20 protein-coding genes and 2 tRNA genes are annotated in these 20,217 nt (G+C 67.8%); 7 read left to right on the top strand and 15 right to left on the bottom strand.

Going from position 1 to position 20,217, the window contains the following annotated elements:
* Window positions 1-15 precede the first annotated feature (15 nt).
* Entirely contained in the window at window positions 16-1,386 is a 1,371-nt protein-coding gene (gene pmbA / locus DIE03_RS31255; protein ID WP_124456057.1) for a metalloprotease PmbA, read from the top strand.
* A 91-nt stretch (window positions 1,387-1,477) separates the two neighbouring features.
* Here the strand turns inward: pmbA and DIE03_RS31250 are convergent, their stop codons facing one another.
* On the bottom strand, window positions 1,478-1,978 hold the full coding sequence (locus DIE03_RS31250) for a dihydrofolate reductase (protein ID WP_124456056.1): 501 nt from the start codon (window positions 1,976-1,978) through the stop codon (window positions 1,478-1,480).
* A gap of 231 nt (window positions 1,979-2,209) precedes the next feature.
* On the bottom strand, window positions 2,210-2,536 hold the full coding sequence (locus tag DIE03_RS31245) for a hypothetical protein (RefSeq protein ID WP_124456055.1): 327 nt from the start codon (window positions 2,534-2,536) through the stop codon (window positions 2,210-2,212).
* A 497-nt stretch (window positions 2,537-3,033) separates the two neighbouring features.
* Between DIE03_RS31245 and DIE03_RS31235 the strand changes: the two genes are divergently transcribed.
* The gene (locus DIE03_RS31235; protein ID WP_124456054.1) at window positions 3,034-4,431 is read left to right on the top strand and encodes a sigma-54 dependent transcriptional regulator; all 1,398 of its coding nucleotides are present in this window, start codon (window positions 3,034-3,036) and stop codon (window positions 4,429-4,431) included.
* 41 nt (window positions 4,432-4,472) lie between these two features.
* A complete protein-coding gene (locus DIE03_RS31230) occupies window positions 4,473-5,444 on the top strand; it encodes a thymidylate synthase (protein WP_124456053.1) in 972 nt (323 codons plus the stop codon).
* A gap of 87 nt (window positions 5,445-5,531) precedes the next feature.
* Here the strand turns inward: DIE03_RS31230 and DIE03_RS31225 are convergent, their stop codons facing one another.
* Complete coding sequence (locus tag DIE03_RS31225) at window positions 5,532-8,147, bottom strand: DUF6600 domain-containing protein (RefSeq protein ID WP_260434983.1); 2,616 nt, start codon at window positions 8,145-8,147, stop codon at window positions 5,532-5,534.
* A gap of 150 nt (window positions 8,148-8,297) precedes the next feature.
* A complete protein-coding gene (locus tag DIE03_RS31220) occupies window positions 8,298-9,005 on the bottom strand; it encodes a helix-turn-helix transcriptional regulator (RefSeq protein ID WP_124456052.1) in 708 nt (235 codons plus the stop codon).
* Between the two features lie 186 nt (window positions 9,006-9,191).
* Here DIE03_RS31220 and DIE03_RS38450 point away from each other — a divergent pair, with 186 nt between their 5' ends.
* Entirely contained in the window at window positions 9,192-9,335 is a 144-nt protein-coding gene (locus tag DIE03_RS38450; RefSeq protein ID WP_185658257.1) for a hypothetical protein, read from the top strand.
* A gap of 131 nt (window positions 9,336-9,466) precedes the next feature.
* Entirely contained in the window at window positions 9,467-9,979 is a 513-nt protein-coding gene (locus DIE03_RS31215; protein ID WP_011544912.1) for an acyl-CoA thioesterase, read from the top strand.
* A 46-nt stretch (window positions 9,980-10,025) separates the two neighbouring features.
* Here DIE03_RS31215 and fumC read toward each other — a convergent pair whose 3' ends face one another.
* The 3 genes from fumC to DIE03_RS31200 all read right to left on the bottom strand — a co-directional run bounded on the left by fumC (window position 10,026) and on the right by DIE03_RS31200 (window position 13,495).
* Window positions 10,026-11,420: a class II fumarate hydratase gene (fumC, locus tag DIE03_RS31210; protein WP_124456051.1), complete on the bottom strand. Its 1,395-nt coding sequence runs from the start codon at window positions 11,418-11,420 to the stop codon at window positions 10,026-10,028.
* 145 nt (window positions 11,421-11,565) lie between these two features.
* The gene (gene norM / locus DIE03_RS31205; RefSeq protein ID WP_124456050.1) at window positions 11,566-12,951 is read right to left on the bottom strand and encodes a multidrug efflux MATE transporter NorM; all 1,386 of its coding nucleotides are present in this window, start codon (window positions 12,949-12,951) and stop codon (window positions 11,566-11,568) included.
* A 325-nt stretch (window positions 12,952-13,276) separates the two neighbouring features.
* Window positions 13,277-13,495, bottom strand: coding sequence for an RNA-binding S4 domain-containing protein (locus DIE03_RS31200; RefSeq protein WP_124456049.1), 219 nt, complete (start codon window positions 13,493-13,495; stop codon window positions 13,277-13,279).
* A 270-nt stretch (window positions 13,496-13,765) separates the two neighbouring features.
* Between DIE03_RS31200 and DIE03_RS31195 the strand changes: the two genes are divergently transcribed.
* A complete protein-coding gene (locus DIE03_RS31195) occupies window positions 13,766-14,167 on the top strand; it encodes a hypothetical protein (protein ID WP_124456048.1) in 402 nt (133 codons plus the stop codon).
* A gap of 126 nt (window positions 14,168-14,293) precedes the next feature.
* Here DIE03_RS31195 and DIE03_RS31190 read toward each other — a convergent pair whose 3' ends face one another.
* The 8 genes from DIE03_RS31190 to fdxA all read right to left on the bottom strand — a co-directional run bounded on the left by DIE03_RS31190 (window position 14,294) and on the right by fdxA (window position 18,703).
* Entirely contained in the window at window positions 14,294-15,079 is a 786-nt protein-coding gene (locus DIE03_RS31190) for a DUF4088 family protein (protein ID WP_124456047.1), read from the bottom strand.
* A gap of 160 nt (window positions 15,080-15,239) precedes the next feature.
* Window positions 15,240-15,578 (bottom strand): AzlD domain-containing protein, encoded by a 339-nt coding sequence (locus DIE03_RS31185; RefSeq protein ID WP_124456046.1) that lies wholly within the window; start codon window positions 15,576-15,578, stop codon window positions 15,240-15,242.
* A complete protein-coding gene (locus DIE03_RS31180; protein WP_124456045.1) occupies window positions 15,575-16,327 on the bottom strand; it encodes an AzlC family ABC transporter permease in 753 nt (250 codons plus the stop codon). The genes DIE03_RS31185 and DIE03_RS31180 overlap by 4 nt, the downstream gene beginning before the upstream one ends.
* A 145-nt stretch (window positions 16,328-16,472) precedes the next feature.
* Window positions 16,473-17,378: an AraC family transcriptional regulator gene (locus DIE03_RS31175; protein ID WP_124456044.1), complete on the bottom strand. Its 906-nt coding sequence runs from the start codon at window positions 17,376-17,378 to the stop codon at window positions 16,473-16,475.
* A gap of 62 nt (window positions 17,379-17,440) precedes the next feature.
* Window positions 17,441-17,926 carry a CreA family protein gene (locus DIE03_RS31170; RefSeq protein WP_124456043.1) on the bottom strand — a complete coding sequence of 162 codons (486 nt, stop codon included), beginning with the start codon at window positions 17,924-17,926 and terminating at the stop codon, window positions 17,441-17,443.
* A 127-nt stretch (window positions 17,927-18,053) separates the two neighbouring features.
* Window positions 18,054-18,129, bottom strand: a tRNA-Asn gene (locus tag DIE03_RS31165).
* A 71-nt stretch (window positions 18,130-18,200) separates the two neighbouring features.
* Window positions 18,201-18,276: transfer RNA gene (locus tag DIE03_RS31160), tRNA-Asn, on the bottom strand.
* Window positions 18,277-18,379: 103 nt separating this feature from the next.
* Window positions 18,380-18,703: a ferredoxin FdxA gene (gene fdxA, locus DIE03_RS31155; RefSeq protein WP_124456042.1), complete on the bottom strand. Its 324-nt coding sequence runs from the start codon at window positions 18,701-18,703 to the stop codon at window positions 18,380-18,382.
* Between the two features lie 267 nt (window positions 18,704-18,970).
* Between fdxA and pncB the strand changes: the two genes are divergently transcribed.
* The gene (gene pncB / locus DIE03_RS31145) at window positions 18,971-20,170 is read left to right on the top strand and encodes a nicotinate phosphoribosyltransferase (protein ID WP_124456041.1); all 1,200 of its coding nucleotides are present in this window, start codon (window positions 18,971-18,973) and stop codon (window positions 20,168-20,170) included.
* Window positions 20,171-20,217: the final 47 nt, after the last annotated feature.

Here is a 20,217-nt window from a genome sequence, read left to right as displayed (position 1 = left end):
CCGGATACCAAGACGATGGCAGCCAATCTCGACGTACAAGCGCGCTATTTCCCGCACACGCAGGACCAGCTCAAAGAAATCGCGTCGGACATCCTTCGCCATGCGAAGGCACTCGGCGCGTCGGACGCCGCGACCGAAATCTCCGAAGGCGACGGCCTGTCGGTGTCGGTGCGCCGCGGCGAAGTCGAAACGATCGAGCACAACCGCGACAAGATGGTCGGCGTGACCGTGTTCATCGGCAAGAAGCGCGGCAACGCGAGCACGTCCGATTTCTCGCCGGCCGCGATCAAGGACACCGTCGCCGCCGCGTACAACATCGCGCGCTTCACGGCCGAGGATGAAGCAGCCGGCCTCGCCGAGGCCGAACTGCTCGAAACCGACCCGCGCGACCTCGATCTGTACCACCCGTGGGCGCTGACGGCCGACGAGGCCGTCGAGCTGGCCCGCCGCGCGGAAGACGCCGCCTTTGCGGTCAGCCCGCAGATCCGCAATTCGGAAGGCGCGAGCGTGTCGGCGCAGCATTCGCAGTTCGTGCTCGCGACGTCGCGCGGCTTCCTGTCCGGCTACCCGTACTCGCGCCACTACATTGCCTGCGCGCCGATCGCGGGCAGCGGCCGTCACATGCAGCGCGACGACTGGTATTCGTCGAAGCGCAGCGCGATCGATCTCGCGGCGCCCGAAGCGGTCGGCCGCTACGCGGCCGAGCGCGCACTCGCGCGGATGGGCGCACGCCGTCTCGACACCCGCAAGGTGCCCGTGCTGTTCGAGGCGCCGCTCGCGGCCGGCCTGCTCGGCGCATTCGTGCAGGCCGTGAGCGGCGGCGCGCTGTACCGCAAGACGTCGTTCCTCGTCGACAGCCTCGGCAAGCCGGTGTTCGCCCCGCACATCCAGGTCGTCGAGGATCCGCACGTGCCGCGCGCGATGGGCAGCGCGCCGTTCGACGAAGAAGGCGTGCGCACGCGCGCACGCAGCGTCGTGAAGGACGGTGTCGTCGAAGGCTACTTCCTGTCGACCTATTCGGCACGCAAGCTCGGCACGCAGACCACCGGTAACGCGGGCGGTTCGCACAACCTCGCGCTGCGCAGCTCGAACACGCAGGCGGGCGACGACTTCGAAGCCATGCTGAAGAAGCTCGACACGGGCCTGCTGCTGACCGAGCTGATGGGGCAGGGCGTGAACTACGTGACGGGAGATTATTCGCGCGGTGCGGCGGGTTTCTGGGTGGAGAACGGCGTGATCCTGTATCCGGTCGAGGAAATCACGGTCGCGAGCACGCTGCAGGAAATGTTCCGGCACATCGTCGCGATCGGTGCCGATTCGATCGTGCGCGGCACGAAGGAAACGGGCTCGGTGCTGATCGAGCAGATGACGATCGCAGGCCAGTAAGCGACGCGCGGCGTGGGCCGCCGCCCAGCAAAAAAGCCCGATCGGCGCGAGCCGGTCGGGCTTTTTTCATCGTGCGTGACGGCGAAACGCGTCAGCCGCGCTTGCGTTCGTAGACGACGAATGCATAGCCGAACGTGTTCGGCGCGGCAGCCTGGTGCGCTTCACGCGATACTTCCTGCCAGTGTGCGGCGTCGGGTGCGGGGAACGACGCATCGCCGTCGAAGTCGGCATCGATCTCGGTGACGACCAGCTTGTCGGCGAGCGTGAGCCCTTCCGCATAGAGTTGCGCGCCGCCGATCAGGAATGCCTCGGGCACGCCGTCGTGCGCGGCGAGCGCCAGCGCATCGGCGAGCGACGTGACCGTGTCGCAGCCGTCGAAGCGGCGCGTTGCGTCGCGCGTGACGACGATGTTGCGGCGGCCCGGCAGCGGCCGGCCGATCGATTCGTGGGTCTTGCGGCCCATCACGATCGGCGCACCCATCGTCGTGCGCTTGAAGAACGCGAGATCCTCGGGAAGTTTCCAGGGCAACTGGTTGTCGCGGCCGATGATGCCGTTGCGGGCACGCGCGACGATCAGGGTCAACGTCGTCATGAAGGTCGGGAAAGAGGAAAGCCGGAATGGCACCGATTCTACCGGAACGGCGGCGCGCATCGGCTTTCACGCTGCTGCGTGCCGCGACGCCTGACGTATTGCGTCGCGGCGACGGACCGAATAAACCTGTTCGTGTCGCGGGAGCGGCGATGCCGGCGCGGATCTGCGCCGGCCGGCCTGCTCGAATCACCGAACCAATGTGGAATCCTTATTGAATGGGCCGATGCGCGCTCACTGACGCGTATTGCCCGGCGCGCTGCCTTGCATCGCGTGCTGCGCGTCGCCGGGTTGCGGTACCGGAAGCGGCATCGGCAATTGGGGCGATGGCGGGATCTCGTCCCACAGCGTGACGGTCGCCTTGCCGGTCGGCAGCGGTTGCGGTGCCGACACGGTCACGATGCCGAAGCCGTTGCCGTGCTGCAGGCCCGGCGCATTTTCGGCCAGCAGTGTGGCGCGATCCGGTATCGCGATTTCATCCGCGCGGGCCGGCGCAGGCGGGCCGGCGGCCGAGAGCGCAAGCGCCATCGGCACGACAGAAAGTGAAAGGCGGTTGTGCATGATGGCTGTCTCCGATCGTCTGCGTATTCAGCGAAATACATGCCATCGTGTCGTGACCGTTGTCGCCGCTGCGATTCGCGCTCAGGCGTTGCGAATTGTGGCCGAAACAGCCTGAAAATGTTTCAGGCCTGAAACGAGGGGGCTCGGGAATACTGCGGATTCAATCGACACGCTTCAAGGATGAAAATCGGGTCGTGTGTTGATGAACGAACGCTTCGCTGCGCTATGTGCAGATGATTGACTTGCATCGACCTCCTGAGCGATTCGGCCGGATCGCATCGGCGCTGAAACGGGTTTGTCGTATTCGGTGCCTATAACCAAGCTGTCTTGACCAAAACATAACTGGACGCGAGATAAGCGCCATCATGCGAGGCTTTGTCGTCGCCGCGCATCGGCATGGCGAATCGAGCCACCTCTGGCTGACCCGATTCGATCCTTTTCGCACGAGACCTGACGTGCACGGCAATCGTTAGACGGTTGATGAACGGGGTGAGGATATGGGAGCCGATCAGCGGCACGTGATCTACTATTCGCGCGAACCGAACGACGCGTTGCGCGGCCATTTCGACGAATGCGGCTGGCGCGTCGATCTCGCGGAGACCGTACGTGACGTACGGCGTGTCGTGCAGCACGGTGTGGCGAGCGCCGGCCTGCTCGACTTCTCGCCGGGCTTCAAGCCCTCGGACCTGCGCGAACTCGAATCCTGCCTGAGCATCCAGCACATCGGCTGGATCGCCGCGACGCGTCGCGGCCAGTTGCAGGATGCCACGCTGCGCCATCTCATTCGCGACTATTGCTTCGACTACGTGACGATGCCGTACGAAACGTCGCGAATCGTCGAGACCGTCGGCCATGCGCACGGCATGGTCGCGCTGACCGATCCCGTTGTGCCGCCCGTCGGCGCCGGGCGCAGCGAAGGCGAGATGGTCGGCACCTGCGATGCGATGCTCGGGCTCTTCAGGACGATCCGCCGCGTCGCGGCGACCGATGCGCCGGTGTTCATCTCCGGCGAGTCGGGCACCGGCAAGGAACTGACGGCCGTCGCGATCCACGAGCGTTCGTCGCGCGCGCAGGCGCCGTTCATCGCGATCAATTGCGGCGCGATTCCGTCGACGCTGTTGCAGGCCGAACTGTTCGGCTATGAGCGCGGCGCGTTCACCGGCGCGAACCAGCGCAAGATCGGCCGCGTCGAGGCCGCCAACGGCGGCACGTTGTTTCTCGACGAAATCGGCGATCTGCCGCTCGAAAGCCAGGCAAGCCTGCTGCGTTTCCTGCAGGAAGGCAAGATCGAGCGGCTCGGCGCGCACGTGTCGGTACCCGTCGACGTGCGCGTGATCTGCGCGACGCACGTGGACATGGAAGCCGCGTTGCGGGAAGGGCGGTTCCGCGAGGACCTGTTCCATCGCCTGTGCGTGCTGAAGATCGAGGAGCCGCCGTTGCGCGCGCGCGGCAAGGACATCGAGGTGCTCGCGCGCCACATGCTCGAGCGTTTCAAGGGCGACGCGCATCGCCGCCTGCGCGGCTTCTCGCTCGACGCGGTCGCGTCGCTGTACGGCTATTCGTGGCCGGGCAACGTGCGCGAGCTGATCAATCGCGTGCGCCGTGCGATCGTGATGTCGGAGGGCCGGATGATCACCGCGGCCGATCTCGAGCTGAACGACTTCGCGACGCTCGCGCCCGTGTCGCTGCTGGAGGCGCGGGAGGCGGCCGAGCGGCAGGCGATCGAGCAGGCGCTGCTGCGCCACCGCGGCCGTTTCGCGGATGCCGCGCGCGAGCTCGGCGTGTCGCGCGTGACGCTCTACCGGCTGATGTGCGCGCACGGGATGCGCGATCGCGGCGACACGCTGGCAGGGTTTTCGCCGCCGTTGGCGGAGCTTCCTCGCCACGCTTGCTAAAATCGGCGGGTACGGCCGCCCTCGCGGCCGAAGGAACCCGCATGAAACAGTATCTCGATCTCGTTCGTACCATTCTCGATACCGGCACCTGGCAGGAAAACCGCACGGGGGTCCGAACCATCAGCATGCCGGGCGCGATGCTCCGCTTCGACCTGCAGCAAGGCTTTCCGGCCGTGACGACCAAGAAGCTCGCGTTCAAGTCGGCGATCGGCGAACTGGTCGGCTTCCTGCGCGCGTCGCGCAGCGCGGCCGATTTCCGCGCGCTCGGCTGCAAGGTGTGGGATGCGAATGCGAACGAGAACGCGCAGTGGCTCGCGAACCCGTATCGCCAGGGCGTCGACGATCTCGGCGACGTGTACGGCGTGCAATGGCGCCAGTGGCCGGGCTACAAGGTGCTCGACGCGGGCGCCGACGCGCAGATCGCCGATGCGACGCGCCGCGGCTTCCGGATCGTCACGCGGTTCGACGAAGACGGTGCGCCGAAGGTGCTGCTGTACAAGGCGATCGACCAGTTGCGCCAGTGCCTGGACACGATCATGGAGAACCCGGCCGACCGCCGCATCCTGTTTCACGCATGGAATCCGGCCGTGCTCGACCAGATCGCGCTGCCCGCGTGCCACCTGCTGTACCAGTTCCTGCCGAACGCGACGAAGCGCGAGATCTCGCTGTGCCTGTACATCCGCAGCAACGACGTCGGCCTCGGCACGCCGTTCAACCTGACGGAAGGGGCCGCGCTGCTGTCGCTCGTCGGCCGGCTGACGGGCTACACGCCGCGCTGGTTCACGTATTTCATCGGCGACGCGCACATCTACGAGAACCAGCTCGACATGCTGCAGCGGCAGCTCACGCGCGAGCCGTACGAAAGCCCGCGGCTCGAGATTGCCGAGCGCGTGCCCGAGTATGCGAAGACGGGCGTTTATGCGCCGGAGTGGCTCGAGCTGATCGAACCGTCCGATTTCTCGCTGGTCGGTTATCGCCACCATGAGCCGCTGACCGCGCCGATGGCGGTCTGAGCGCGCGGTTTCGTCGAGCCGCACCCCGCAGGAAAAAGCCCGACCGGCTGAAACCGGTCGGGCTTTTTTGTTTCACGTTTGCGGCACTTACTGGCGATGCCGTTCTTCGTGACCGCCTTGCGGCGGCGGGTTGCTCTGGTGCGGCGCCTCGACGTGCGGTGCCGGTTGCGGCCGCGGTTCCATGCGCGGAGCGGGCATCGGCGGGCGCGGTTCCATACGGGGCGCCGGCTGCGGCCGCGGTTCCATGCGAGGCGCGGGTTGGGGGCGCGGCTCCATGCGCGGCGCTTGCGGCTGCGGTCGCGGCATGTCGTGCACGGCAGGCGCCGGCGGACGGTACTCGTTCACGCGCGGCGGTGCGACTTCGCGGTGCGGCGCCGGTTGCGCGAATTCGGGGCGCGGGTGCGGCGCCGGCGCGGCCCGTTCCGGTTGCGGCTGCGCGTGCTGGGCCGGTGTCTGGAAATCGGGGTGCGGACGCGGCTGCGAAATCTGTGCCGTGTTGTCGATCCTCGGTTGCGGCAGCGCGCGCGGCGCTTCGTTCCGGTTGCCGGGCGGCATGCCCTGCGGCGTCGGCACGCCCTCCGGATGCGGCACCGCTGCGCTGCGTACGGGCGGCAGCGCATTCTGTCCTGCCGCGTGAAGGGCGCTCGGCGGTGCTTGGCGCTGACGTTCCATCGGCGTGTGCGGCTGCATCCATGCGGGCGACGGCGTCTCGGCGGCGTGCGCGTTGCCGAGTCCCGGCGGCGGGTTGCTCGCGACCGGCGGATGCGGGACGCCGTTGCCGGCCCCGAAAGCCTGATGCGGCGTCGCGTTGCCGGGCGCCTGAGGCACGCCGCCGTTGGCGAAGTGCGAAGCGCCGGGGTTTTCGCCGTTCGCCGGCCGTCCGGGATTCGGCACGCCCGGCACCGGTACGCTCGGTGCCGGTACGCCCGGTGCCCCCGGCCGTCCGGCCTGCACGGCCGGCGGCTGGCCTTCGCGCGGCGCGTGCGACGGCTGCACGACGGGGCCGTGCGGATTCACGAGCTGCACGTTGCGCATTGCCCACGCGCCACCGCCCGGGTTACCGGGCACGCGGACCGGGCGGGGCCTGTAATCGGCCGGCACGCTCGTTTTCACGACCGGTGCGCCGGCGCCCGGCACGCGACCGCCTTGCTGCGCGAGATGCGCGGCGGCCTGGTCACGATAGGCAGCCGGCACCGCAGGGTTGCGCGTCGCGACGTACGGATGCTGCGCGATCGCCGCCGGCGGACGGTAGCTGGCATTGCGCAGCCCGCCGGTAAAGCTCTGGCGCACCGGCGCGATGCCGGGTGTCCCCGGCGTGACGTGCGCATTGCGCCATTGCTGCGGATCGACGTGTTGCGAGAAGTGCGCGACCGGCTGGCCGTGCACGAACGCGGAAGCCGGCACGGCCGTGATCGCGTGCGGCGCATGGTAGTTCACGTACGTCTTGTTGATGTTGGTGATATTGGTGATGTTCGTCACGTTCACGGTCTTGTTCACGTTCACGTTGACGTTGTTCACCACGACGTTGCGGTTCACGCGGTCGTAGTAGTGCGGGCTCCAGCCGCCCCAGCCCGGGTGCCACGGTTCGCCGGGGCCGAGCGCGAACCACGCGCAGCCGGCCGCGGCGACGCCGCCGACCGTGAGCGCGACACTCCAGTCCGGGCCGCCGCCGCCGCCCACGAACGCGACGAGCGCCGGCGCATAGACCGGCGGCTGGCTGACGACCATCGGGCCGGGCACCCATGCCCAGCTGTCGTCCACGTATGCCCAGCGACCGTAGTGATACGGCGCGAAGCCCCACGGTGCGTCATCGACCCACGTCCAGCCCCACGGCGCCTGCCAGATCCAGTGGCCGTCGTGATACGGCGCCCAGTCGGCCGGCGTGTCGTTCGGTACCCAGACCGAGCCGTAATTCGGCGTTTCGCGCCACGTACCGTTCGCGTCGAGATCCTGGTAGCCGGGTACGTCACGCGACACATAGCGGGCCGACACCGAGCGCTCTTCGGCCGCGTCGCGGCTGGCGGCCCACTGGTCGAGCGGGTCGGGGCCCGGCGCCGCCGATTGCTGCGCGACCTGCAGGTCGGTGCCCGTGAACACGACCTGCTGCCCGGGCGACAGCGGGTACTGTCCATTGCTGCCATAGACGGTGGCGCTGCCGCTGCGCATCGTGACCGTCGTGCTCGCACCGTTCGGCGCGACATCGACGCGATAGTCGCCGGGGCCCGTGATGCCGAGCGCGAGGTTCGGCGTATCGATTTCGTACGATCCGCCGCGCGGCAGATCGCGCACGTGAGTCGATACGGTGCCGAGGCCGACCTTCAGCTGGGTCGTCGTGTCGTCGAGATTCAGTACCGACAGGCTCGTCGAATCGCCGAGCCGCACCGCGGTCGACCCGATGTGCAGTTCCGAGCGGGCGCCGGCATCGTTCCAGAGCTGGTCGCCGGTCGTCAGCGGGCGGTTCACGGCCGCGTACGACCATGTGTCGGTGCCTGCCGGTTCGGTCGTCACGGCACCCGACAGGTAGTTGAGCCGCGCGACGCGGCCGGGCGGATCGCCGCCGGGTTGCCGTGCGGCCGCCGCGTACGGCGGCGCAGCGGCCGATTGCGCGAATGCGGGCGGCAGGGCCGCAAGCGCGGCGAACGCGAGCAGCGTGTAGCGGGCGGTTCGCTTGAGCGTGAACAGGGTGGCCATGGTGAGCGTCATCGTCGTTATCGCGGCGCGTCGATTCGTGCCGATGAATTCACAATATCTGCTTGGCCTGTTTCAATGCCCTATGTTTTGTAAGTCGGATGGCCTGCGATGTAACAAAACCTGTCCATCGCGCGTCGTTGTCGTGCAGACGCAATACAGGCGTCAAGCGGACGTAAGCCAGCCGTCGAAAACCTGCTGGCCGGGCACTGTGACGCGCAGCACGCGCGGTCGTGCGGAACGTTCGATCCAGCCGTGTTCGCAGAAGCTCTCGAGCAGCGCCGCACCGAGCGCGCCACCGAGATGCGAGCGCCGCTCGCTCCAGTCGAGGCAGCCACATGCGAAGCGGCGCCGGCGCGTGCGCTGCTGCGCGACGTCGATGCCCCATTGCGCGAGCGCTTGCGTGCCGAGCTCGGTGGTGTCGATCGCGTTGCCGTCCGCGTACAGCCAGCCGCGCGCGGTGAGGCCGTCGAAGATGCGTACGGCGAGCTCGCCGGCCATGTGGTCGTAGCAGGTGCGCGCGTAGCGCAGCTCGGCCGGGACCGTGCGCGACGGCGGCGGAACCGGGCGGTGCGGCGCCGCCGCGCGGGCGACGTTCGCGAGCGCCTCGAGCGACGCCGCGATGTCGGCCGACGCGATGCGGTAGTAGCGGTGCCGGCCGCGCACGTCGAGCGCGAGCAGGCCGCCTTCGGTCAGCCGCGCGAGGTGCGCGCTTGCAGCGGACGGCGACAGCCCCGCGATCAGCGTCAGTTCGCCGGCCGGTCGCGCGCTGCCGTCCATCAGCACCCATAGCATCGCGGCCCGCCCGGGGTCGGCGATCAGCGCGCCGATGCGGCTCAGGCCCGGAAAGTGGTGGTCGTCTTGATCGGTCATCGTCGTCTCTCGTCAGGCGGGATGAGTTGCAGTGTAGTGCGTGCGGGCATTCGATGTTTCGCTTCCGGATGAAATGTCGGATGCAGCGGCGCCGTCCCGGCGGCGGGCACGGCTGCGGCCCGTTGCAGCGCGCGCGTAGAATGGCCGGACGCGGCGGCAGCGGGCCGCCGCATGTGACTCGACGCAATGATGAAGACGATTTTCTGTGTGTTGGCCGCCGCGCTCGTCTGCGCGGCCTGTGCGCAGGGCGGCGCGGGCGCCGCCGGCGGACAGGGCGGCAGTATCGAGATGTACGGGACGATCGACCAGGGCATCACGGTGCGCCGCTGACCGGAACCGATCGGCGCGCGTGTCGGGCATGGCCGCCACAGCCGCGCCACACGGGGCTTGCCGCGACGCGTTGCCGCAGTGCAACGTATAATGGCCCGATTACAGCGCCCCCGCCGCCTGGAGCCAGAACGATGCCCCAACCGTCCCCCGTGCCGGCCGCCCTCGACCGCACCGAAACCGTATTCCGCTTCCTCGCCGAGCCTTCGTCCGTGAACTTCGGCGGCAAGGTGCATGGCGGCGCGCTGATGAAGTGGATCGACGAGGTCGCGTATGCGTGCGCGGCCGTCTGGTCGAGCCGCTATTGCGTGACGGTCAGCGTCGGCAACATCCGTTTCCAGCGTCCGATCCTGGTCGGCAACCTGGTCGAGCTGAAGGCGCGCGTCGTGGCGACAGGCCGCACCAGCATGCACATCCATGTGTCCGTGCACGCCGGCGATCCGAAGGGCGGCGTGCTGCGCCAGACGACCGATTGCCTCGTCGTGTTCGTCGCGGTCGACGAGAACGGCAACCCGGTGCCGGTGCCGCCGTTCGTACCCGAGACCGACGAGCAGAAGGTGCTCGCGAAATATGCGGCCGACGTGCGGGCCGCGCTCGACAAGATCGTCGAGATGAAACCGGAAGAAGTCGCGAAGGGCGCGGTCTGACCGCGACGGGCGCCTCGCTCGCCGCGCCGCGCCCGCCGTCCTGCCTTTACCGCGTCCCGATCATCTGTTCGGGGCGCACCCACGCATCGAATTCCGCCTCGGTCAGGTAGCCGAGCGCGAGCGCGGCCGCCTTCAGCGTCGTGCCTTCCTTGTGCGCCTTCTTCGCGATCTGCGCGGACTTGTCGTAGCCGATGTGCGGATTGAGCGCCGTCACGAGCATCAGCGATTCGTTCAGCAGCAGGTCGATCCGCGAACGGTTCGGCTCGATGCCCACCGCGCAGTGATCGTTGAAGCTCTGCGCGCCGTCGGCGAGCAGCCGCACCGACTGCAGCACGTTGTGCGCGATCATCGGCCGGAACACGTTCAGCTCGAAATTGCCGCTCGCACCGCCGAAGTTGACCGCGACATCATTGCCGAACACCTGGCAGCACAGCATCGTCACGGCCTCCGACTGCGTCGGGTTCACCTTGCCCGGCATGATCGAGCTGCCCGGTTCGTTCTCCGGAATCGACAGTTCGCCGAGCCCGCAGCGCGGGCCGCTCGCGAGCCAGCGCACGTCGTTCGCGATCTTCATCAGGCCGGCCGCGACCGTCTTCAGCGCACCGTGCGCGAACACCAGCGCATCGGCGGCCGCCATTACCTCGAACTTGCTCGGCGCCGTCACGAACGGCAGCTTCGCGAGCCGGCCGATTTCGTCGGCGACGCGCACCGCGAACTCCGGATGCGCATTCAGTCCGGTGCCGACCGCGGTACCGCCGAGCGCGAGCTCGTACAGGTGCGGCAGCGCCGATTCGACGTGACGGATGCCCTGGTCGAGCTGCGCGACATAGCCGGAAAATTCCTGGCCGAGCGTGAGCGGCGTCGCGTCCTGCAGGTGCGTGCGGCCGATCTTCACGATGTCGGCGAACGCCTTCGACTTCGCATCGAGCGTCGTGCGCAGCGTGCGCAACGCCGGCAGCAGGTGGTTGACGATCGCGTAGGCGGCCGCGACGTGCATCGCAGTCGGGAACACGTCGTTCGACGACTGGCCGCGGTTCACGTCGTCGTTCGGATGCACCTTGCGCGCTTCGCCGCGCTCGCCGCCCATCAGCTCGCTCGCGCGATTCGCGATCACCTCGTTGAGGTTCATGTTGGTCTGCGTGCCGGAGCCCGTCTGCCACACCGCGAGCGGGAATTCGCGCGGATGCTTGCCGGCGATGATCTCGTCGGCCGCGTCGATGATCGCGCGCGCCTTGTCGTCGGCGAGCACGCCGAGCGACTGGTTCACGGCCGCCGCGGCACGCTTGACGATCGCCAGCGCGTGGATCAGCTCGGGCGACTGCTTCTCGGTCGAGATCCGGAAATTCTGCAGCGAGCGCTCGGTTTGCGCGCCCCAAAGGCGGTCGGCCGGCACGGCGATCTCGCCGAACGTGTCGCGTTCCATCCGAACTGCTTCGTTCATGATGCACTCCTCCAGGAAAGGGGAAAGGCCGCGCGTCGTCGCGCGGCGTCAGACGTATCGTGAGGCAGTCGCGCCGCTCGCGCGGCGTCTCGAGGGATTCAACCGACAAGCATAGCGCCGGCCGCGATTTCGCGTCGTGTCGCGCCTAGCGCGCCGCAATGAGCGACGCCGTCTTGCGGTGAAAGCGCCAGGCCATCAGCGCGGCGACGCTCGCCAGGCCGGCCGCGAGCCCCCACCACAGGCCGCGCGCGCCCATGCCCGCGTGGAACGCGAACCAGTAGCCGGTCGGAAAGCCGATGCCCCAGTAGCCGAAGGTCGCGGCGAGCATCGGGATGCGCGTGTCCTTCAGGCCGCGCAGCGCGCCCGACCCGACGGTCTGCATCCCGTCGACGATCTGGAACACCGCGGCGATGCCGAGCAGCGACGCGGCGAGCGACACCGTGGCGGCGTTGGCCGGATCGTCGAGGTGCAGGTACAGGCCGACGATCGTATGCGGCGCGACGATCATCACGACGCCCGACAGCGACATGAACGCGACGCCGAGCGCGAGCGCGACGAAGCCCGCGTGCCGTGCGGCGACGGGCGAGCCCGCGCCGACCCAGTAGCCGACGCGCACGTTGGCGGCCTGGCCGATCGCGAGCGGCACCATGAACGACACCGACGCGACGTTCAGCGCGATCTGGTGCGCGGCCAGCGACGTCGCGCCCAGCACGCCGACCGTGAGGCCGGTGGCAAGGAACAGCGTCGATTCGACCCCGTACGTGATCGCGACCGGCCAGCCGATGCCGATCAGTTCGCCCATCACGGGCAGCTTCGGGCGCGACGCGGTCACGAAATGGCGGAAGCGCTGCCGGCCGTGCAGCAGCCAGATCAGCGCGAGCGCGGTGAGCCAGATCGTGATCGTCGTCGCGACCGCCGAGCCGAGAAAACCGAGGCGCGGCAGCCCGAATGCGCCGTGGATCAGCCCGTAGTTCAGCACGCCGTTGACGCCGACGCCGCCGATCGACACCCACAGCAGCCGCTTTGCGGCGCCGATCGCCGGCAGGAACGCGCGCATCAGCCCGACGCCGATCAGGCTGCCGAGCGCCGCGTAGCGCAGGATGCCCGTGTATTCGCCGACGTGATGCGCGAGCAGCGGCGGCTCGTGGAACATCAGCAGGATCGATTCGGACAACGACAGCGCGACGATCGCCGGAATCGCGAGCAGCACGGACAGCGCGAAGCCGGTCCAGTAGATGTGCGGCACGCGGTCCTCGGCCTGCGCGCCGCGCGCGTGCGCGACGCTCACGCTGACCGACGACAGCACGCCCTGCAGGATGGTCACGATGACGAAGAAGAAGTTCGCACCGAGCCCGCCCGCGGCGAGCGAATCGGGGCCGAGCGAACCGAGCAGCACCGTGTCGGTGACGCTCATCGCCATCTGCGAAAGTTGGGCGATTGCGAGCGGCGCGGCGAGGCGCGCGGTATCGGCGGCGTGACTGGAGAGCGACGGCGGCGCAATGACCGTCCGCGTAAGACCGGAATGCGACATGGAATGGGCGCTCGCGCGGGTGCGGGCCCGCGCTATATGTATTTATTTTGAGAGACGCCTAGCTTACGGCTTTATTCAAACCGTGTCGAACGCGTGCGCCGATGGCCATGTCGCGGACAGGGGAACGCGCGAGTGCTAGGGCCTGTTCACGCTAATAGCGGGCCAGCCCCACGAATGAATTTTCCAAACAACAGGGGAACGTGCCTTGCCGGCCGCACTGCGGCGTCGATCGTCGCTTGTTTGGCGCGGCCAAACGGCGCTCCTCCCTCCTTGCATTGCGACCGGCAAGGCACGTTCGCAAGCCCGTTATTAGCGTGAACAGGCCCTAGGCCTCGCGCACCGCGATGCGCGTGTCGCCGAGCAGCACGACCTGGCCCGCGCGGATCTTGCAGGTCTTGCGCAGCTCGACGTTGCCGTCGACTTTCACCGCGCCGGACGCGACGATCAGCTTCGCGGTGCCGCCGCTGTCCGCGAGGCCGGTGATCTTGAGAAGGTTGTGCAGCTCGACGTATTCGCCGGTCAGCGTGAAATCGAGATTGGGCATGACGAAGAAGGTGCGCAGGGCGCGGGAGGAAACGCTCCGCATCATACGGCACCGCGGGCAGGCACGCGAGCGCGGGCCGCCGCGGCACGCAGTTGTTAAGGACTGTGAGCGATTCGTCAGCAAATGAAACGGTGGGTAACAGTCTGAGAGATTCGAGAACCGGCCGGGCGCGCCGCGGGTCTTTTGTCGTACCTGCTGCGTGTTGCGGCAGGGGACGCGACGGACCGCATCGATGCGGTCCGGGCTCACAACTTCTCGAGGAGAATTGCCATGTCCAAGATTCGTACGATGCTGATCGGTGCCGCGCTGACGGCGTTCGCCACCTCGGCCGCATTTGCCCAGACGGGTACGGCGGCGCAGGGTGCGGCCGGTGCCGGCGTGCAGGCGCAGACTCCGGCGGCAGGTGTCGGCGCAGGCGTGCAGGGCGGTGCCGGCGCGAACGCGTCGGGCAACGCGGTCGGCGGTGCCACGGATGCGGTCGGCGCGGCAGCCGACGGTGCGAAGGATTCGGCGTCGTCGGCCGTCCATTCGGCCAAGAAGCACACGAAGCATGCCGCGAAGTCGGCCAAGGGCCATGTCGGCGCAGCCAAGGCGAAGGCCGGCGAAGCGACCGAAGGCGGCGCGTCGGTCGGCGCGGAAGGCGGTGCATCGGCCCAGGGCGCCACGCAGTAAGCGGCGCCTGGCGCCGCGTGACGCTGGCCCCCTGGGCGTCGCGCCGGAGGCCATCCGACGGCCCGGTTCGCTTTGCGCGAACCGGGCCGTTTTCATGGGTTCATGCTTTCGGCGGGCGGGGCGCGGTCACGGCCGGCGCTGTCCTGGCCCCTGTCCCGGTTGTCCCGGCGCCGGTCGCACGGCGGCCGGTGTGAACACGCCGCGCAGCCATGCGGCGAGCCGCGCGAAGACGTCGTACGGTTCCTCGACGAAGATCTCCGGCTTCAGCAGCCGCAGGTATTCCATGATCTGCTGCGCTTCCTGCTTCTGGAACGAGCCATGCGCGAGCCCGAGCCGCAGCAGCCCGCGCAGTTCGCCGAGCTTGTCGCGCGCGGTGCTGCCGACGCTCATCTCGCACGCGAGCTTGGCCTCGTAAATGCGCTGGCGCAACGATTCGGCGAGCCGCCACGCGGGCGTCTGCATCAGTTCCTCGAGCGTCTGGATGTCTTGTGCGGCGCCCTTGATCTGCGATGCAAGCGGGTCGATCAGCGACGGGTCGCCCTGCGCTTCGGCGACGATCGCCTTCGCCCAGTCGCGGCACGCTTTCGCGAGTTCGTCGGGGGTCCATTCGGAGCGCGATGCGAAGCCGAAGCCGAATTCGCCGGCCTGTCGCATCAGGATCGCGACGACGTCCGGAAATTCCTTGTCGAGCGTGCGCTTGGCCCACGCGTACTGGCCGCCCTGCAGCATCCGCTGCACCGCGTGCTCGGTCAGCGGCACCATGTTGTCGAGCAACTTGGCGCGCAGGAAATCCTCGAACGACGGCGTCGCGAACTGCGGGTCGAGTTTCAGCGACACGCGGACGAACGCGTCGTAGTCCTTGCGTAAGGACTCGAGCGTGTCGTCCTTGAGGGAAAGGGTGATCTGGCCCATGAATCGTCTCGATGGCGGCCCGCGCAAGCCGACGGCCGGCACGGCGCACCGGAGCGGGCGCAGCGTCGACTGACCGGTACGCGCCGAGGCCGGTGGCGGGTCTTCATTCCCTATATCGGCGCGCCGGGCGAAAACTTGAGCGCGCGGGTAGAGCGACCGCTCAGGCGGGCAGCCAGTGCGGGATCACGACCCCTTGCCAGAAGAAGAACACCGCGAGCCCCGCGGCGATCGTCACGAGCGGGCGGCGGGTTGCCGCCGACACGAGCACGGCGGCGAGCGCGCCGACGAGTTGCGGATTGCGCCAGGTGAGCTCGGCCGTGCCGCCGTGCGGCGAGACGGTCATCGGCACGATGATCGCCGTCAGCACGGTGACGGGGACGAAGCCGAGCGCGGTCCGCACGAGCGGCGGGAAGGTCAGCCGTTCGCCGAACAGGAACAGCGTCGAGCGAATCGCGTACGTAATGACGGCCATGCCGAGGATCAGCAACGCGTAGCTCATGATGCAGCCTCCGTGCGCGAGCCGGTGCGCGTGCGTTCGTGCAGCAGCGTGAGCACGACGCCGATCGCGACACCGGCGGCGACCGCGCCGAGCAACCCGAGCTTGTACGGCCAGTCCTGCCAGAAGTACGCAAGCGTGCCGGCCGTCGCGGCCGCCGCGAAATAGCGCAGCGTGCCGAGTTGCGGGACGACGATCGCGATGAAGGTGGCCGCCATCGCGAAATCGAGGCCGAGCGACTGCAGGCCCGGGAACGCCGCGCCGAAGCCGATGCCCGCGAGCGTCCAGACCTGCCAGTTCAGGTACATCGCGAGCCCGGACCCGAAGAAGTAGTGGGGGCCGATCGTGCCGGGCGCGAAGTGCCGGTAGTGCGCATAGGCGACCGCGAACACCTCGTCGGTCATCAACGCGCCGAGCGTCGCGCGCCAGCGCAGCGGCAGGTGCGCGACATAGGGCGCGAGCGTCGCGCTGTACAGCAGGTGGCGCAGGTTCACGATCAGCGTGGTCGCGAGCACGACGACGAAGCTCGCGCTGCCGGCGATCAGGCCGAGCGCGATGAACTGCGCGGAGCCCGCGAACACGGCGAGCGACATCAGCGCGCCGTGCCATGCGGCGAGCGGGCCGCCGCCGACGAGCGTGCCGAAAATCACGCCGAACGGTGCTGCGCCGATCATCATCGGAATCGTGTCGCGCGCGCCGTCGAGCCATTCGTTGAGCGGGCGGCGAGGCGGCGAGGCGGGTGTCGGGTTCAAAGGGTCTCCTCCATGAACAGGAGGATAGCCAGCGGGCGGCGGGCCGGCTTGTATGTTCTTGCGCTCGCGGAATCGGGGCGGGGCGATGCCCCGGTGCCGGCCGGCGCGGATGGCGCTGCGGTTGCCCGCTGCCGGGCACCGCGCGTCAGCTCGCCTGCCAGCGTCCGGGCGGTACGCCGAACATCCGTTTGAAATGTCGCGTGAAGTGGCTCTGGTCGACGAAGCCGCTGGCCGCCGCGACGTCGGCGACGGGCACGCCCGCGCGTAGCGGCGCCAGCGCGCGCTGCAGCCGCAGCTGGTTGCGCCATGCATGCGGCGGCATGCCGGTCGTGCGCGTGAACAGGCGCGCCGCGTGGAACGGCGACAGGCCGACGGCCTGCGCGACGTCGTCGAGCGTCACCGTGGACAGCAGGTCGCCTGCGAGCCGCTCGCGCATGGCGTCGACGCGTGGTTCGTCGGTCGCGAGCGGCGCCGGTTGCGGCCGCACGTCGGCGTGGCGCGCGATCAACGTCGACAGCGCGTCGAGCATCGCGGTTTCGGCGGCGAGCGGATCGTAGATGCGTGGTGCGTCGGGCGCTGGATCATCCGCCGGCTGCCCGGGCGCATGTGCCTGCGACGACAGCGCGCGCTCGCTGCCGGCCTCCATCATCCGGTGCGCCAGCGTGAGCCGGGCCGCGAGATCGGGATCGCGAATCACGCCGGGGGCAAACCAGGGAGCCTCCTGCGGGCGGCCGGCGATCTCGCTTGCGAGTGCGTGGATGAATTCCACCGGCATGTAGCTGACGCGATAGCACCAGCCTTCGTCGGTGGCACGCGACCCTGTATGCACTTCGCCGGGATTGATCACGGGCACGGTGCCCGTTTCGGCGACATAGCCGGCACCGCGATAGGTGAACCGTTCCGCGCCTTCGAGAATCACGGGGATCGTGTACGCGTCGTGCCAGTGCGGCGCGAACGCGTGATCGCGATAGGTGGCCGTGAGCAGATCCGCGTCCGGCAGCAGCGGCGTGCGCCAGTAGCGTGCGGCGTCGGGAAGGCGGGTGGCGGACATGATCGGGCGCGGGAGCGGTCGAACCGACAGTGTATCGCTCGCGCGCCCGGCCGGTGTGCGCGTTACTTGACCGGAATCGTCGTGCCGGCCGGCATCGGCACCGCGGTGACGGCGTTCTTCGGGCTGCCGCTGACGATTCGGTCGCTGTAGGTCAGATAGACGATCGTGTTGCGCTTCGTGTCGACGACGCGCACGACGTGCAGCGTCTTGAAGATGAACGACATGCGCTCGCTGAACACGTCGGTCTGCTGCTTGAGCGGCTCCTTGAAGCTGATCGGGCCGACCTGCCGGCACGCGATCGACGCTTCGCTCGGATCCTCGGCGACGCCGAGCGTGCCCTTGATCCCGCCGGTGCGGGCGCGCGACACGTAGCAGGTCACGCCGTTCACGACCGGATCGTCATACGCTTCGACGACCACGCGGTCGGAGCCCGTGACGCGGAAATGGGTGTTGACGCTGCCGACTTCCTCCGCGTGCGCGAGCGGTGCCGCGGCGAATGCGGAAAACAGGAGGGCGAACGGGGCGGAGCGGAGGAGGCGATGCTTCATCGACGGAACCGGATGCGAATGCGGGACAGAGACTCTAGCACGCGCGTGACCGGGCGATGAAAGGCGGAGAAGCGAGCGGGCGGCCGGAAAAACAAAAGGCCCGTCGAATGACGGGCCTTTCGCTGTCTGGCTCCCCGACCTGGGCTCGAACCAGGGACCTACGGATTAACAGTCCGGCGCTCTACCGACTGAGCTATCGGGGAATAAATCGGTATATCTGCGTGTGTTGTTTCCAACAAAAAACCCGTCTACTTTCAACGGGCCTTTGTGTTTTTGGCTCCCCGACCTGGGCTCGAACCAGGGACCTACGGATTAACAGTCCGGCGCTCTACCGACTGAGCTATCGGGGAACAAACAACAACAGCAGAGAAACGAGATTATATGGAGTGGTCGCTAACCTGTCAATACTTTTGGGCCGCGATGCACAAAATTTTTTTCGCGCCCGCTGCGCGATCAGCGCTCGAGCAGGTGCAGCTTCTCCTGCACGTCCTTCCACTCGTCCGCGTCGGCCGGTGCCGGCTTGGTCTTCGTGATCGACGGCCAGCTCTTTGCCAGCTCGGCATTCAGCTCGGTGAACTGCTGCTGGTCGCCCGGAACGTCTTCTTCGGCATAGATCGCATTGGTCGGGCACTCGGCGACGCACACGGCGCAGTCGATGCACTCGTCCGGATCGATGGCGAGAAAGTTGGGACCTTCACGGAAGCAATCCACCGGGCACACATCCACGCAGTCCGTGTATTTGCACTTGATGCAGCCTTCGGTCACAACGTGAGTCATTAAAACGCTCCTGCTTGGCGGTATATATGGGGTGGCGTTTGCGCCAAAAGCGGCATTGTAACTGAAGCGCAAAACCCGCATGGCGTGGTCGGCTATCCGGCTTATATCGTTTCGTGATTAGTTTATGGGGTGCGCAAAGCGGATGCCCGCACGCAGGGCGGCGGGCGGTTTCACGATGGTCGGGCCCGCATTCGGGTAACATGGCCGACAGACCGGGCGGCGCGCGGTGCGCCGGGGCCCTGTCACGATATTGGCGGTGCCGTAATCATGATCATCACTTCGCTGCTCGACACGGATCTCTACAAGTTCACGATGATGCAGGTCGTCCTGCATCACTTTCCCGCTGCAAACGTCGAATACCGTTTCCGATGCCGCACGCCGGGCGTCGACCTCGTGCCGTACATCGACGAGATCCGCGACGAGGTGCGCGGCCTGTGCGCGCTGCGCTTTTCCGACGTCGAACTCGACTACCTGCGGCGGATGCGCTTCATCAAGAGCGATTTCGTCGACTTCCTCGCGCTGTTCCACCTGAACGAGAAATACATCTCGATCACGCCGTCGCCGAAGGGCAATGGCGAGATCGACATCGTGATCGAGGGGCCGTGGCTGCACACGATCCTGTTCGAGATCCCGGTGCTCGCGATCGTCAACGAAGTCTATTTCCGCAACACGCAGCGTGAGCCCGACTATCGCGAGGGCCGCGAGCGGCTGCGCGAGAAGATCAAGCTGCTCGGCGCGAAGCCCGAGTTCGCCGACTGCAAGATCGCCGACTACGGCACGCGCCGGCGCTTCTCGAAGGTCTGGCACGAGGAAGTCGCGCTCACGCTGCGCGACGGGCTCGGCCCGCAGTTCGCGGGCACGAGCAACGTGCTGTATGCGATGAAGCACGACATCACGCCGCTCGGCACGATGGCGCACGAGTACCTGCAGGCGTGCCAGGCGCTCGGCCCGCGGCTGCGCGATTCGCAGATCTACGGGTTCGAGATGTGGGCGAAGGAATACCGCGGCGACCTCGGGATCGCGCTGTCGGACGTCTACGGAATGGATGCGTTCCTGAACGACTTCGACATGTACTTCTGCAAGCTGTTCGACGGCGCGCGCCACGATTCGGGCGATCCGTTCGACTGGGGCGAGCGGATGCTGCGCCACTACGAGGCGAACCGCTGCGACCCGCGCACCAAGGTGCTCGTGTTCTCGGACGCACTCGACATCCCGAAGGTCATGCAGTTGTACGAACGGTTCCGCGGCCGCTGCAAGCTCGCGTTCGGCGTCGGCACAAACCTCACCAACGATCTCGGCTACGTGCCGCTGCAGATCGTGATCAAGATGGTCCGCTGCAACGGCCAGCCGGTCGCGAAGCTGTCGGATTCGCCGGGCAAGAGCATGTGCGACGACAAGGCGTATCTCGCGTACCTGCGCCAGGTGTTCGGCATTGCGCAGCCGGTCGAGGAAGACGCGTCGAAGTAGCCGCCGGCCGTTCGGCCGAAGGTGCGTGGCGGCAGGGGCGGCCGGTA

It is taken from the genome of Burkholderia sp. Bp8992 (assembly GCF_003853705.1).
In the GTDB taxonomy this organism is placed as follows: domain Bacteria; phylum Pseudomonadota; class Gammaproteobacteria; order Burkholderiales; family Burkholderiaceae; genus Burkholderia.
This window is presented reverse-complemented; position numbering and strand designations above follow the sequence as displayed.

What these genes read in the sequence shown, in the direction of transcription:
- pmbA (WP_124456057.1), top strand. Translation starts at nt 16, where the DNA reads ATGGCAGCCAATCTCGACGTACAAGCGCGCTATTTCCCGCACACGCAG.
- DIE03_RS31250 (WP_124456056.1), bottom strand. Translation starts at nt 1,978, where the DNA reads ATGACGACGTTGACCCTGATCGTCGCGCGTGCCCGCAACGGCATCATC.
- DIE03_RS31245 (WP_124456055.1), bottom strand. Translation starts at nt 2,536, where the DNA reads ATGCACAACCGCCTTTCACTTTCTGTCGTGCCGATGGCGCTTGCGCTC.
- DIE03_RS31235 (WP_124456054.1), top strand. Translation starts at nt 3,034, where the DNA reads ATGGGAGCCGATCAGCGGCACGTGATCTACTATTCGCGCGAACCGAAC.
- DIE03_RS31230 (WP_124456053.1), top strand. Translation starts at nt 4,473, where the DNA reads ATGAAACAGTATCTCGATCTCGTTCGTACCATTCTCGATACCGGCACC.
- DIE03_RS31225 (WP_260434983.1), bottom strand. Translation starts at nt 8,147, where the DNA reads ATGACGCTCACCATGGCCACCCTGTTCACGCTCAAGCGAACCGCCCGC.
- DIE03_RS31220 (WP_124456052.1), bottom strand. Translation starts at nt 9,005, where the DNA reads ATGACCGATCAAGACGACCACCACTTTCCGGGCCTGAGCCGCATCGGC.
- DIE03_RS38450 (WP_185658257.1), top strand. Translation starts at nt 9,192, where the DNA reads ATGATGAAGACGATTTTCTGTGTGTTGGCCGCCGCGCTCGTCTGCGCG.
- DIE03_RS31215 (WP_011544912.1), top strand. Translation starts at nt 9,467, where the DNA reads ATGCCCCAACCGTCCCCCGTGCCGGCCGCCCTCGACCGCACCGAAACC.
- fumC (WP_124456051.1), bottom strand. Translation starts at nt 11,420, where the DNA reads ATGAACGAAGCAGTTCGGATGGAACGCGACACGTTCGGCGAGATCGCC.
- norM (WP_124456050.1), bottom strand. Translation starts at nt 12,951, where the DNA reads ATGTCGCATTCCGGTCTTACGCGGACGGTCATTGCGCCGCCGTCGCTC.
- DIE03_RS31200 (WP_124456049.1), bottom strand. Translation starts at nt 13,495, where the DNA reads ATGCCCAATCTCGATTTCACGCTGACCGGCGAATACGTCGAGCTGCAC.
- DIE03_RS31195 (WP_124456048.1), top strand. Translation starts at nt 13,766, where the DNA reads ATGTCCAAGATTCGTACGATGCTGATCGGTGCCGCGCTGACGGCGTTC.
- DIE03_RS31190 (WP_124456047.1), bottom strand. Translation starts at nt 15,079, where the DNA reads ATGGGCCAGATCACCCTTTCCCTCAAGGACGACACGCTCGAGTCCTTA.
- DIE03_RS31185 (WP_124456046.1), bottom strand. Translation starts at nt 15,578, where the DNA reads ATGAGCTACGCGTTGCTGATCCTCGGCATGGCCGTCATTACGTACGCG.
- DIE03_RS31175 (WP_124456044.1), bottom strand. Translation starts at nt 17,378, where the DNA reads ATGTCCGCCACCCGCCTTCCCGACGCCGCACGCTACTGGCGCACGCCG.
- DIE03_RS31170 (WP_124456043.1), bottom strand. Translation starts at nt 17,926, where the DNA reads ATGAAGCATCGCCTCCTCCGCTCCGCCCCGTTCGCCCTCCTGTTTTCC.
- fdxA (WP_124456042.1), bottom strand. Translation starts at nt 18,703, where the DNA reads ATGACTCACGTTGTGACCGAAGGCTGCATCAAGTGCAAATACACGGAC.
- pncB (WP_124456041.1), top strand. Translation starts at nt 18,971, where the DNA reads ATGATCATCACTTCGCTGCTCGACACGGATCTCTACAAGTTCACGATG.